Here is a 13,493-nt window from a genome sequence, read left to right as displayed (position 1 = left end):
CATCATGTCCAACAGAAAAATCCTCGTCACTAGCGCCTTACCGTATGCCAATGGCCCCATCCATTTAGGTCATTTAGTTGAATACATCCAGACCGATATCTGGGTGCGCTTCCAGAAACAACGCGGCCATCAATGTTACTTTGTTTGTGCCGACGACACCCATGGCACCCCCATCATGCTCAAAGCCGATAGCTTAGGCATTAGCCCAGAAGGCTTGATCGCCCAGGTCGGCAAAGAACATCTGGACGATTTCACCGCCTTTGATGTGGCGTTCGACAATTACCACAGCACGCATTCGGTAGAAAACAAAGATTTTTCGGCACTAATCTACACGCGTTTACGGGATGCAGGACATATCAGTTCGCGCACTATTACCCAAGCTTACGATCCCGTTAAAAACATGTTCTTGTCGGATCGCTTTATCAAAGGCGAATGCCCTAAGTGCGCTGCGTTAGACCAATACGGTGATGGCTGTGAAGTGTGTGGTGCGACTTACGCACCCACCGAATTGAAAAATGCGGTCTCCGCTATTTCTGGTGCAAAACCTGTTGAGAAAAATTCCGTGCATTACTTTTTCAATCTGGCCGATTTTGCCGACATGCTCAAAGATTGGACGACCGCCCCTGGCCATTTGCAGCCTGAAGTACGCAACAAAATGGGCGAATGGCTGGACGGCGGCTTGCAGCAATGGGATATTTCCAGGGATGCGCCGTATTTTGGCTTTGAAATCCCTGATGCGCCGGGCAAGTATTTTTACGTGTGGCTGGATGCACCGATAGGTTATATGGCCAGTTTTAAAAATCTGTGTGACAAGCAGGGCTTGAATTTTGATGCTTTCTGGGCTAAAGACAGTACTGCCGAGTTGTATCATTTCATCGGCAAGGACATTATTTATTTCCACGCCCTGTTCTGGCCAGCCATGTTATCCGGCGCGGAACTTAGAACGCCTAGCGCAGTGTTCGCACACGGCTTTCTAACTGTTAACGGCGAGAAGATGTCCAAGTCGCGCGGCACGTTTATTAAAGCGCGGACTTATCTCGACCATTTAAACCCCGAATACTTGCGCTATTATTTTGCTGCTAAATTAAGCGCTGGCGTGGATGATATCGACCTTAACTTCGATGATTTCAGTCAGCGGGTCAATTCGGATTTGGTCGGTAAAGTGGTGAATATCGCCAGCCGTTGCAGTGGCTTTATGGCTAAACGTTTTGCTAACCAACTCTCTACAACGTGTTCCGAGCCAGTGTTATTTCAAGACTTCATCGATGCCAACGTGCAAATTGCCGAGTTCTACGAAGCCCGCGAATTCGGTAAAGCCATGCGTGAAATTATGGCGCTGGCGGATAAAGCCAATCAGTATATTGACGAGAAAAAACCCTGGGTGATTGCGAAGGAAGAAGGCAGGGATACAGAATTGCAGGATGTCTGCACCATGGGTATCAACTTGTTCCGTTTGCTGGCGGTGTATTTAAAGCCGGTTACGCCGCGTTTGGCTGCCGGTGCCGAATTGTTTTTGAATGCTCCGATCACCGGGTGGGCTGCCGAACTACGGCCATTGTTAAACCATGCACTCAACGACTTTGTACCGTTAATGACCCGTGTAGATACCGATAAAATTGCGGCGATTATTGAAGATTCCAAAGAAAATCTGGAAAAAACCGTCGATAAACACGCGGCTGTTGTACCAGTCATTGAAAAGCAGTTTGAGCCGGTAGCGCCGACCATTGAATTTAACGACTTTGCCAAACTGGATTTACGCATTGCTAAAATCGTAAAGGCGGATTATGTTGAAGGTTCCGACAAGTTATTGCAACTTACAGTAGATATTGGCGATGAAACGCGTAATATCTTATCGGGCATCCGTTCGGCTTATCAACCTGCTGAGTTGGAAGGTAAGCTAACCTTGGTGGTTGCCAATTTAGCGCCCAGAAAAATGCGCTTTGGTGTCTCTGAAGGCATGGTATTAGCGGCTGGCCCCGGCGAAAAGGATATTTGGTTGTTAAGCCCTGATGATGGCGCGGTTGCAGGGCTTCGGGTTAACTAGCCCGTGAAGTTAGAGATGCAAGATTTGCGTCTTTAATAATATAAAGGTTATCCACGAAAGACACGAAATAATTACAGCGTTTTCCTATCTGGTCAGATGAATAACATTAATTATTTAGCAATGGAGTAAAAAACCTAGGTTTTTTACTCCAGCGCATATAACTAATCGATACTGAAAACGCTGGATACTGATACTAATCACTAAATGAGCAGGTACAGCTATGAATCAAGACAAAAAATGTCGTTGGGGAATTTTAGGCGCGGCACGCGTTAATGAGCGTTTACTACCTGCTATTGTTGAAGCCGGCAATTCAGAACTGGTCGCTATTGCCAGCAGACGACCGGGTGCTGCTGTCGAAACCTTGGCTAAATATTCCCCGCAATCCCAAAACGTGCGTACTTACGATAATCTGGATGCCTTATTGGATGATGCCAATGTCGATGCGGTTTATCTGCCGCTGGCAAATAACGAACATGCCGAATGGACATTAAAAGCCATCGCCAAAGGCAAGCACGTTTTATGTGAAAAACCGATGGCGCTAGCTGTTGCCGATATTGATGCGATTGAAGCCGCTGCCAAGCAACATAACGTAACTGTTATGGAAGGCTTTATGTACCGCTTTCATCCGCAACATGCACGGGTTTTGGAGTTGATTAGCTCAGGATTAATTGGCGAGATTAGAACGGTACGTGCCAGTTATTCTTTTATGATGCGCCCAGCCCGTATGTACCGCTTAACGGAAAACATTGAAAACGGCGGCGGCGCTTTGTGGGATATTGGTTGCTATGCTATTCATTCTGCAAGGATGTTTTTTAATCAGCCAGCGCTGGCAGTTACGATGATGTCCAGTTATACCGACAGCGGCGCTGATATGGGTAGTTCTGGGATTATTGATTATGGCAGTGGAAAATTCGCCCATTTTGATTTCAGTTTTGAACGGGCGCGGCGCTGTGAATATGAAGTTACCGGCACGAAAGGCGGCATAAAATGCCATGTGGTTTGGCAGTTGCCGGGTGATGCCCCCGTGATTTCCTGGTGGACAGAAGACGGTAGACAGGCTGAAGAACGCATGTCCGCACAAAATCATTTCACACTGGAAATTGAGCATTTTAGCGATTGTGTTTTAAACGGCAAAGCCCCCGCGTTATCCTTGCAAGATGCCAGAGACAATTGCAAGATTTTGGTGGCGGCGTTGCAGTCTTCTGCGCAAGGACAACGGATTAAAATAGCTTAAGCATAAAACCATCAACCTGAAAAGTTGTTTGAACAGCATTTTTTGATCACACAGGACTTATCATGACTGAAATTTACGGACAGCAGCATCGGCATCTGCAAGATAGTTTTGGCACGAGAAATTTGGCTGATCGTTTGGATCAAATCATTGTGGCCACGGAGATTGCCGAAGATCGCAAGGGCTTTATCGAAACGCGCGATATGTTTTTTTTAACGACTATTGACCACCGAGGTTTTCCTACTTGTTCTTATAAAGGCGGTAACCCTGGCTTTGTTAAGGTGCTGGATAATAAAACCCTGGCATTTCCCAGTTTTGATGGCAACGGCATGTTTTTGTCCATGGGTAATATTACGGCAAATAATAAAGTTGGCCTGCTATTTATTGATTTTGAAACCCCGCATCGCATCCGTGTACATGGCACTGCCAGTATTGATGTGGATGATCGCTTGCTTGATGAGTTTCATGGCGCACAATTAATAGTCCGCGTTGCGATCACTGAAATTTTTGTTAACTGCCCACGTTATATCCATAAATACCAGCGTGTAGATAACTCAAAATATGTCCCGCAAAAAAGCTGCGTTACCCCATCGGCGCAATGGAAACGCATTGATGCTGTGCAGGATGTGCTACCTGAGCAGGATAAAAATGTCGCCGAATTATGTGGTGGAATTATAACCCCGGATGAATATGGCGCTATGCTCATAAAGGGTGATGCTTAGCGCCCTATCTTGTTTTACAGAGAATGGGATTTATCTTTGACGATGAAATTTTGGTAACTTCTGGGCGGATGCCCCAATAAATGGGAAAACGCGGTGCTATCTGCCTCATTACCTGCATTGAGCATAGCCAGCGTATCGCTGCATAAAGGGCTGGCGGGGATAACATCGCCCATTAATGCGGTTAATTTTATTAAAATGCCAGGAATATAAACATGCACTGCTTCAGAATGATGCAGCTGTTTTCGGTAGCTATCTAGCATGCCGCGCATATCGGTGGCTTCTAACCCTACCGCAGAAACGGTTTGGCTTTGCGCGTGGTCATCTGCTATCCAACGGGTAACGGCTATGCAAATGTCATCAATATTAACAGGTTGCAAGCGTTGTTTGCCACCAGCAGGTAAACTATGTACAGGCAATTCTGCCAGAAACCGGAACAATTTTGCGCTGGCACCATCCTCGCCGTAAATAACCGACGGACGCAATATAAGATGACGTATGGCATGAGGCATGTTATTTAAAAACGCTTCTGGCGCGCGGCGTTTTTGAAAATAAGGCGTTTCTATGCCTTTATCAATACCTAATGCGGATATTTGCACGATACGTTTAACGCCGGCTTCCTCACAAGCTGAAAATAGTGCAATAGGGGTTTGTTCCAGCAGCAGAGCCATCGGTTGAGCGGCGCTATCACGCAATACGCCAACGGCATTGACTACTGCATCAATTCCAGCCAGTTTGGGTAACCAATCCTCCTTTATCGTATCTTTACAATAATCTACCGCAATGTCATCAGGGTGTGAGGGCTTACGCACACCCCGCACCACGGTATTGCCTGTGGCGCGTAAAGCGGAGGTTAAATGGCGGCCCACAAAGCCGGTTGCACCACAGACTAATATCTTCATGATTACTCTCCTAATTTACAAGTGTTGATTCAAATAGAACAGGGGTAAAACCGATTAGACGGGTTTAAGCGGATTTGTTACATTTTTTTGTAAATAGCCATTAAGTTTCTGTAATCTCTCAGCATACTTATTTTAAATCATTGATAGAACAACGGCCTTCGCTGCATAAGCGGCTGCGCTTTTCCGCGCGTTTTGCCATAAATTTCAGCGTAAGATCAAACAATTGCGGGACACCAAGTTTTGAAAGGGCATTTCTATGTTTAGCGATGAATGGATATAGCCAAATTCGAGTAATGGGCAGTCGCCAAATTTTAGCCACAAAATCCATACCTATGGTTTGATAGATCAGTTCAAACGCTGTTACGCCAATAAGCCATTTTCCTTGAGCATCTTGCACATGAAGGCGAATCATCATATCTTCCAAATTAATATTGTTGATTTTGCAAACGTTATCATCAAAATCCGGCGCAGAACAATCGATAAGTATTAATTGATTATTGATATCATGCAGCTTGATGTTTTGCATTTCGCTGTTGCATAAGCGGCATGAGGCATCGTAATAAACACTGAGGGGATAGGTGATTGCCATGATATTTCCAGTAATTATGGTTATTTATGTTTTAAGCCGACAAAGATAAATCTCAGTGTCAAGCAGTTGGAGCTTAAAAGCATTAGTGATGTTAAAACATCAGGAGGTTCATTAAAGCCTTAAAAGACGAGTTTGTAGGTGGTTTTATATTAGCAAGGTGTAAAATAATTCCATTAAAAATCCATTTGCAATCGGGGTAACACTATGTCGAAACACGACTTATCTAATTCCAAGCCATTATCACGTAACTTAATGATTTTGTATGGATTGCCGCATTTAACCCATGCAATCGTCATTTTGCCGTTGGCGCTTTTTATCCCTTCATTTTACGCAGATGAGTTAGGCTTACCCATGGCCAGTGTGGGGTTGGCGATAGCGGCATCGCGGTTTTTGGATATTTTGATAGATCCTATTGTCGGGGTAATGAGCGATAAGATGCGCACACGCTGGGGCAGACGTAAACCGTGGCTTGCTGTCGGTACACCTTTATTAATAGTGTGTGCGTGGATGGTTTTTGTTCCCGGCAAGGATGTGTCGATAACTTATTTATTTGTCTGGTCGAGTTTGCTTTATTTAGCTTATACCTTTGTTGATTTGCCTTACAAAGCTTGGGGTGCAGAGCTTTCCACCGATTACGCAGAGCGTTCGCGGGTAACGGCATGGCGCGAGGCATTCGGATTTTTTGGCCAGATGCTGTTTTTAGCCATTTTGATTGTGATGACAATAAAAGGCGTTACGGATGTGCGCTTGCAGCTCATGGCCATTGCTATATTGATTGTTGTCATCCAGCCGTTGTTAGTGATGGCAACACTTTGGAAAGTGCCGGAACGTGAACCGGAAATTTTAGCGACTGTTGATTTACAGCCCGTGGCAAACGAAGCTATCTTTAAGAAAACCTGGCAAGCGTTGAGGGTGATGGCGCAAAACCAGGCTTTTTTGCGTACTTTGGCGGCCGTTGTATTATTTGGCACAGCGGTATTAATGCAGGCAACTTTGCACCGTTTTGTGTTGAATCATGTGGTTAAAGCGCCGGATTTATTTGCGCCGATGATTATGGCGGAAAATTTTATTTCAATACTGTGTTTGCCGGTATGGATTTGGGTGTCTGACAAATTAGGTAAGCATCGGGCGATTTCTTTGTGTGCGCTTTGGATAGCGTTGTGGAGTGTTTTTCTGCCGTTGGTGGGGGAGGGCGATACGGTGTTGTATGTCGCTCTTATTTTGCTGCGTGGTAGCAGTTTGGCTTCTATTTTCTTTTTGTCCAGCTCCATTGGTGCCGATGTAGTGGATTTTGATACGGTAGCTTCAGGCAGGCAGCGCACAGGATTGTATTTTTCGATATGGGGTGTGGCGAGCAAGTTGGCTATCGGTTTGGGCGTTTTGTTGGGTACGTCTTTGCCGTCGCTGTTTGGCTTTGATCCGACACAAGCTATCCATACATCCTCGTCTATAACGGCATTGTTGGCTATTTATGGCTGGGTGCCCTGTGTGATTATGCTATTTGGTGTGCCGTTTTTGTGGAATTTTCCGATAGATAAACAGTTGCAGCAGGCGTTGCGACATAAAATTTCGGCTGGGGGTATTGCTGAGGATTTAAATGATATTGGTAAATAATGCGGGTTCACTATTTGTCAGGCCGTCCAAGTTTGTTCTGTCTTCCCTTGCGTATAATACGTAATTCTTCTTCTACAGAGGCAATACTACTGTCTTTGTGTAACCCAAAAAAGGCGTTCATTGCGGCTTCTTGTTCTTGGGTGTTGATAGTATGCGTAGCTGGATGCACAATGCCGAGTGTTTGGCCATGATAGGTGATTTCTACCATTTCGCCACGTTTAAGTGCCGCCACCAGTGCTTTATGCTTGGATTGTAGTTGGGAGATGGTAAGTTGCATTGCTTTAAAAGTAACTATTTTAAAATAGATATTTTAGTTTATTTTTGGGATAGAAGTATTGGAAATTTGTTTGAGTAAAACTTTCCGGAAAAATATAAATTCTTAAGATATTGTTTTTTAAATGATTAACGCTAATGTGCTCTGGTCAGTTGGTTGCGAAAGTTGAATAACTGATGGTATCCATTGTTAAAATCCAAGCTGATCTTTAAGTGCGTATTAATGAATTAATGAATTAACGGATGAGATATTACTGCCTGTTTGCAATTGGAGCGGATCGAAAACACCAGCTGGTAACCCTTAAACACCTAATTACTTTTTGAAATCAACAATAGTTACTGAGCGCAAAGAAGCAAAAATATCTTTAATATCTACATAAATAAAATAAAATACCGGCTGATCAAAAAGTAAAATTTCGTCATACCGGATTTGCGTTTTCTCGCAGGTTTTACTGCAATTGGTTTCGTCTAACGTGATGCAATACTTAACAATGGCTTCAACATCATCACCATTTTTGTTAATATCACTGACAATAAAATCATAAAAATGCGCGAAGAAATTATCAAATTTTTTTCGATTAAAATCTAAATCTGAAATGGCTGCTTGCTCGTTAATAGGCTTGAATACGTGAATGCCTCGCACTTCAAAAAACTTCCGAACAGTGGGTAAAATCAAATTTTTTTCGATTTCTGAATAATTTTTAACACCCAAGTAGCCGACAAAGTGGCTTCTAGCTTGTGATTTTATTTCAATCATGACTTAAATATGCTGCTTGGATTTCTAAAAAGTTAGCTTTAAATACCTTAATTTTATTTGCTAGAAGGCTTGAGTGTAATATTGCATTGTCCATAAAATTACCAATAGCATCTTCTAATTCATCGGGTTCAGCGTAAAACGAAGGAATCACAAAGTGATTTTCAATTGATGTGTCCGCTTGAGATTTTTTCAAACAGAGTTCATAGCAAAGCTGTTTTGTTATATCAACCTGTACTTTTTTATTAAAATGAATAAAACAATCTGCATCCATATATTTCCAATCAAGCAAAAGAACTCCGTGTGGTAATTTAGGTTGGGATCTATACATGTCTTTTATTTTATTTTTTTGTTTTTCAACTTCTGAATTACGATAGCACTTGAAACTATTCTCGCCTATAACTTTTGATCCTGGTGTCATTGCTGTTTTTAAGTTTGAACACAACAATTGATATAGTTTCACTTGTTTTTTATCGATTAGCTTCACATCAAAGTCAATTGCAATCCCATGATTATTTTTAATTATTATTTCTATTGCTTTGTTAAATATCCAATCACTTGCATTTTTCTTTTCATCTAATGATATACCGCGAACCAAATCAGGGCGCATCCAACGTTTGTTACCACGGAACTCAATAAAAAACGAGTCTGTAAAATTCTCTTTTTTATAAATCGGGTAATACCCTGCTGATGTTGTATTTGCAACACGGCATCCATTAAAAACAATATTTGTATCAGCATAAGCAATATCATTAAAATTTGCGAAGGCATAGGCACTACACATGTCTTCCCAAATGGATGAAAAGTTACTAATTCCCCAAAACGTGCCATCTTCGCGTGGACATTCCATATCTAACTCGCCATAAAGAAAAGTCTCTATTGCTTCGTAAAGCCGCCAATAATCATCGTCTTTATAGGTTGTATGCTTGTCAACATCGTCCAAAATGTCTTTCAATGTGCTGAGAGTAATTTCAAACGTTTCTTCATTAAACAAGGATTGTTCGTAACCTAAATGCTGTTCGCTAAAACGATGCGCTAATTCTTGCACACGAGTATCAGTTTCTTGCTCCAATTCATTTTGTAATTCCGATAAGATGAAACAAAATAAATCAATCAACGTTGCAGATTCATATTGTAATGTCTGCCTCGCCAAATCCATTTCGTCGATATAAATCACGTTATTCGGCAAATAAATCGCTTTGTGTAAATAGCGGTCAATTTTTGAATAATCTACTTTTTCGTCTGTACCAATTCGCCTTTCAATCACATCCAGTGCTAAATCATGGTAAGCCTCAAGCAAATTTTCTATTAACGCAATTTTGCTATATAACACAACATCGTTTTCCTCTTTATCTTTAAAACTATAGCCATTATTTTGTTTTTCAATGTTATCTTTACCTGATGCGTATTGATCTAAAATATCCCTTGTGCTGTCACGTTCAAATTTTTTAAACGTGCTATACATTCGGAAAAACAATTTTTTGGTTGCGTCAAAATTATCATCGGGAAATTGTTCAAAACCACGGGGCAAGCGAAACTCTAATCCATTACTCAGACCACGTCGAATGCCAACAAAAGAACTTAAATTGCTGGGATCTGCACGTTTATCCAGCGTTAACGTTTTAAAGTTAAGCATGCCTATAGAAGGTTGATTTTTTCGATGAAATTATTAACTTGTTTCGCAAAATCTCCAAACGTAATCAATTCGTCATGGTGTTTGCTGCTTTCACCAAATAACAAGGTGATTAGCGGCTTTTTATCGCGGTTAAAAACGCTATCCCACAAAAAAAACATTAATTTATTCTGTACACTGGATTTTTTAATTTCATCGTCAGTAATGAAGTAATGTCCGACCTGCTTGTCTTCGATACCACGAATGTATTTGTGATTACTTTTAATAAATATGTTCAACTTACCAACAAATGCTTTCCATTCCTCACGATTTCTAAACGCAACACCTTTTTCTGAAACAGTCGTGGAGTCGATGTCAATAAACTCCCATTCCCAACGGCGTTTAAATGCGCTATCCATGTAATAAATAGAACTATCGGAAGTATTCATACTGGCAACAATCGATAAATTGGGCGGAATTTTTACCGTTTGGTTGATTAAATCAAACTTCAAAAAGTTTAACTTGGTTTGCAACGTCGCCAAATTTTTTACGCTGTCATGTGGTTTTAAACGGTATTCATCAATTCTTTGATTTGAATCGTAGCTGAATGTTACGCCAATTAGCTCTAAAATTTTATGAAAAATAATCTCGTTCACGCTCACACAATAACTTGACCAACCGCCAGTATTTCTATCAAGCAATTGAAATGTGGTGCCGAAAATTGCCGCTGAATTGCCACGATTGATTTCGTCAATCACCAACACGACGTTTTCGATTTCTAAGCCTTCAATGCGATTACCATGTTTATCATGCGCGGCTATGATGTTTTTATAGGCTTGTCCGAGTGCTTTTAAAAAATGACCTTCGTAAAAATTGTATTCGACTTTACTGGAACGAGTTATCGGCATGAGTTTACCGACAAAATCGCCGTAAGTGTATTCAGGATGAAATACTGTTTTAATGATGTTTGCAGGAGTTTTTTCAACATCAATACTTAATTCGTAAGGAATAATCTCTTGGTCAATTAGATGGCTTTTACCTGTTCCAGGGCTACCGAACAGAATTTTTTGAAGGTATTTCATCTTAGATTTTTTCTTGTGATTTGGGTGAACTGCTAATGTAAAATGATTATTTCCAGAATTTTAGGCTAGAAAAGTTCATTGTTCGTGAAAGAGATGCGGTACACCAATTGTCTCACAAATATTCGGCTGTCAATATTCTATAAATTTATTAAGCGTATTCTGTGAAGGTGTAAAGTTTTTATTGCGAACTCAAAATTGTTTAAACCAAGGTTTTAGATGTTTTTTTCGAGAAGAAAAATCATGAGTATTATGACTATACGACTGGCGGATGATCACCACGAACGTTTTAAAATGCTGGCATCCCGCAAAGGCATCAGCCTTAACAAACTATTTAAAGAGTTTTCAACCCGAATATTAATGGAATCTGATGCTGAATCCCAGTTCCGACTGAGAGCAGCAATTCCAGACCCAACGCCAGCCAAACGTTGTTTATAAGCCTGTTTTTGTACGAGCACGTAAATGATCAAATACTGCGTTATCCGTCATTTTCAGACTGATCGAAAACAACAATACCCTGCCTGAATTCATCCATATCTTCATTTTCAACACGATCATAAATATCTGCAACCGAAAGCGTTAAGGCAATTGACTCAAAAGTAATTGAATCACCCAGAAAATAAAACTCATCTTTCCAATCCGTTTTTTTCCGAAAAACATGTATCTGAACAAAATCTTGCTCCACCACAACATATTCCAACAAAGACGGCAGATTAATATAGCGCAACAATTTTGTAGTCAGATCACGTTTTCGGGTCGATTTAGATAACACTTCAACAATAAGCAAAGGCGAGTTTGAAAAATAACTCTTACCCTCAATTTTAGAGCAATCAACCAATACATCGGGATACACATAATTATTTCCTGAAGATACCTTTAACGGCACTTTAATGTCGGACATAAATGTCACGCAGGGCGTACCTTTCAGATGGTTTCTGAATTCACCAAAGATATTGCCGGATAAAATATTGTGGTTGGCACTTCCGCCAGCCATAGCATAAAGTTGGCCGTTAATATATTCACGGCGCACCTCAGAGTCCGGCTCTGTGACCAGATATTCTGCTTCGGATAGGTAGGCATTTTCAGGTTCTGACTTTGCACTTAAGGCCATTGTGGTATTCCCTTGCTTATTGCTGGACATTTTGAATAGCTTAAACTTTTTCTGCCCCAACTGCCAAGCCTCACTTTTTTACTGAGTAAACAAGTGAGCACTGCAAATCAGCAAGAGAGCGAGCTATTTTAGTTATCGGTTTTTATCGCCTTAAAGCCAATATCCGTCCGGTAATAAATACCCTCCCAATCTATAGTTTTAGCTAATTCATAAGCTTTGGTTTGTGCTTCCAGAACAGTATCCCCCAACGCACACGCACACAACACACGCCCACCCGCAGTAACGACATCATTGCCGACCATCTTAGTGCCGGCATGAAACACCTTTCTATCCGCAGCTTCATCTGTCGTCAAACCCGAAATAACCGCTCCAGACTGGAAAGCATCAGGATAACCGCCAGCCGCTAAAACCACACCCACAGCAACTCGGTCATCCCAATCACTATCAATCTTGTCAAGTTTGCCAGCTAAAGCAAACTCACACAGCTCTACTATATCGCTGTTCATCCGCATCATAATGGGCTGGGTTTCAGGATCACCAAAACGGCAGTTATATTCCAACACTTTAATCGTGCCATCAGGACTAATCATCAAACCCGCATACAGAAAGCCAGTGTAAGGATTACCATCGGCCATCATGCCTTTTAAAGTCGGCATGATAATATCGCTCATTACCTTTTGGTGGATTTCTGGCGTAACCACCGGCGCAGGCGAATACGCACCCATGCCACCGGTATTAGGGCCTAAGTCGCCATTGTCACGCGCTTTGTGATCTTGCGAAGTGGCCATTGCCAGCGCATGTTTGCCATCGGCCATCACGATAAAACTGGCTTCTTCACCGGTCAAAAACTCTTCGACCACCACACGGCTACCGGCAGCACCAAACACATTGCCGGATAGCATGTCTTCAACGGCGGTAATAGCCTCCTGTTCAGTTTGAGCGACGATCACCCCTTTGCCCGCAGCAAGGCCATCGGCTTTAACGACAATCGGTGCACCTTCGGCTCTAATATAAGCGATAGCCAACCTTTTATCGGTAAAACTCCGGTATTTTGCGGTGGGGATTTTGTAGCGGATCATGAAGTCTTTACAATAGGTTTTTGAGCCTTCCAGTTGCGCCGCTTTGGCCGTAGGGCCAAAACATTTGAGTCCGGCTTGTTGAAATCTGTCGACAATGCCGCGCGTCAAAGGTATTTCAGGGCCAACGATGGTCAAATCAATCGCTTCACTTTTTGCAAATGCCAATAAGCCGGTAATATCATGGGCAGCGATGGCGACATTTTCAATAGCTGGCTCCAGTGCTGTGCCAGCATTACCGGGCGCAACAAATACGTGGCTAACTTTAGGTGATTGTTTGGCTTTCCATGCCAGAGCGTGTTCGCGGCCACCACCGCCGACTATGAGTATTTTCATGGAGATTCTCGTAAATGTGAGTTATGCAAAATTCGGTTATTGATAGAACACAGGATTATCCACGAAAAAACACGAACGTAGGGGGCAGTATCATAATGTTTAAATAAATAGTTTTTTGTATTTTCGTGTCTTTCGTGGACAAATAAAATCGCC

At 42.0% G+C, this 13,493-nt stretch carries 13 protein-coding genes; 5 read left to right on the top strand and 8 right to left on the bottom strand.

Annotated features, from left to right (window positions below; translation table 11 throughout):
* Positions 1–4 precede the first annotated feature (4 nt).
* From metG to ACHZC4_RS09460, 3 genes are all read left to right on the top strand, one after another.
* Entirely contained in the window at positions 5–2,044 is a 2,040-nt protein-coding gene (gene metG / locus ACHZC4_RS09470; RefSeq protein WP_394753598.1) for a methionine--tRNA ligase, read from the top strand.
* A 220-nt stretch (positions 2,045–2,264) separates the two neighbouring features.
* Positions 2,265–3,278: a Gfo/Idh/MocA family protein gene (locus ACHZC4_RS09465; RefSeq protein WP_394753597.1), complete on the top strand. Its 1,014-nt coding sequence runs from the start codon at positions 2,265–2,267 to the stop codon at positions 3,276–3,278.
* A gap of 62 nt (positions 3,279–3,340) precedes the next feature.
* Positions 3,341–3,997: a pyridoxamine 5'-phosphate oxidase family protein gene (locus ACHZC4_RS09460; protein WP_394753596.1), complete on the top strand. Its 657-nt coding sequence runs from the start codon at positions 3,341–3,343 to the stop codon at positions 3,995–3,997.
* A 14-nt stretch (positions 3,998–4,011) separates the two neighbouring features.
* Here ACHZC4_RS09460 and ACHZC4_RS09455 read toward each other — a convergent pair whose 3' ends face one another.
* The gene (locus ACHZC4_RS09455; RefSeq protein ID WP_394753595.1) at positions 4,012–4,896 is read right to left on the bottom strand and encodes an NAD(P)H-binding protein; all 885 of its coding nucleotides are present in this window, start codon (positions 4,894–4,896) and stop codon (positions 4,012–4,014) included.
* Between the two features lie 127 nt (positions 4,897–5,023).
* Positions 5,024–5,485: a thiol-disulfide oxidoreductase DCC family protein gene (locus ACHZC4_RS09450; RefSeq protein WP_394753594.1), complete on the bottom strand. Its 462-nt coding sequence runs from the start codon at positions 5,483–5,485 to the stop codon at positions 5,024–5,026.
* A gap of 204 nt (positions 5,486–5,689) precedes the next feature.
* Between ACHZC4_RS09450 and ACHZC4_RS09445 the strand changes: the two genes are divergently transcribed.
* Positions 5,690–7,099, top strand: coding sequence for an MFS transporter (locus ACHZC4_RS09445; RefSeq protein ID WP_394753593.1), 1,410 nt, complete (start codon positions 5,690–5,692; stop codon positions 7,097–7,099).
* A 10-nt stretch (positions 7,100–7,109) separates the two neighbouring features.
* Here ACHZC4_RS09445 and ACHZC4_RS09440 read toward each other — a convergent pair whose 3' ends face one another.
* The 4 genes from ACHZC4_RS09440 to ACHZC4_RS09425 all read right to left on the bottom strand — a co-directional run bounded on the left by ACHZC4_RS09440 (position 7,110) and on the right by ACHZC4_RS09425 (position 10,820).
* Positions 7,110–7,376 (bottom strand): hypothetical protein, encoded by a 267-nt coding sequence (locus tag ACHZC4_RS09440; RefSeq protein WP_394753592.1) that lies wholly within the window; start codon positions 7,374–7,376, stop codon positions 7,110–7,112.
* 309 nt (positions 7,377–7,685) lie between these two features.
* Positions 7,686–8,129, bottom strand: coding sequence for a hypothetical protein (locus tag ACHZC4_RS09435; RefSeq protein ID WP_394753591.1), 444 nt, complete (start codon positions 8,127–8,129; stop codon positions 7,686–7,688).
* On the bottom strand, positions 8,122–9,762 hold the full coding sequence (locus tag ACHZC4_RS09430) for a hypothetical protein (protein ID WP_394753590.1): 1,641 nt from the start codon (positions 9,760–9,762) through the stop codon (positions 8,122–8,124). Before ACHZC4_RS09430 ends, ACHZC4_RS09435 begins: the two co-directional genes overlap by 8 nt.
* A 2-nt stretch (positions 9,763–9,764) precedes the next feature.
* Positions 9,765–10,820 carry a hypothetical protein gene (locus tag ACHZC4_RS09425; protein WP_394753589.1) on the bottom strand — a complete coding sequence of 352 codons (1,056 nt, stop codon included), beginning with the start codon at positions 10,818–10,820 and terminating at the stop codon, positions 9,765–9,767.
* 240 nt (positions 10,821–11,060) lie between these two features.
* Here ACHZC4_RS09425 and ACHZC4_RS09420 point away from each other — a divergent pair, with 240 nt between their 5' ends.
* Positions 11,061–11,255 (top strand): toxin-antitoxin system HicB family antitoxin, encoded by a 195-nt coding sequence (locus ACHZC4_RS09420; RefSeq protein WP_394753588.1) that lies wholly within the window; start codon positions 11,061–11,063, stop codon positions 11,253–11,255.
* Positions 11,256–11,295: 40 nt separating this feature from the next.
* On the opposite strand, the gene ACHZC4_RS09415 is transcribed toward ACHZC4_RS09420, so the two are convergent.
* Both ACHZC4_RS09415 and purD read right to left on the bottom strand, forming a co-directional pair.
* Complete coding sequence (locus ACHZC4_RS09415; protein ID WP_394753587.1) at positions 11,296–11,958, bottom strand: Uma2 family endonuclease; 663 nt, start codon at positions 11,956–11,958, stop codon at positions 11,296–11,298.
* Positions 11,959–12,056: 98 nt separating this feature from the next.
* On the bottom strand, positions 12,057–13,340 hold the full coding sequence (purD, locus tag ACHZC4_RS09410) for a phosphoribosylamine--glycine ligase (protein WP_394753586.1): 1,284 nt from the start codon (positions 13,338–13,340) through the stop codon (positions 12,057–12,059).
* Positions 13,341–13,493: the final 153 nt, after the last annotated feature.

This window comes from Crenothrix sp. (genome assembly GCF_043729335.1).
In the GTDB taxonomy this organism is placed as follows: Bacteria; Pseudomonadota; Gammaproteobacteria; order Methylococcales; family Methylomonadaceae; genus Crenothrix.
This window is presented reverse-complemented; position numbering and strand designations above follow the sequence as displayed.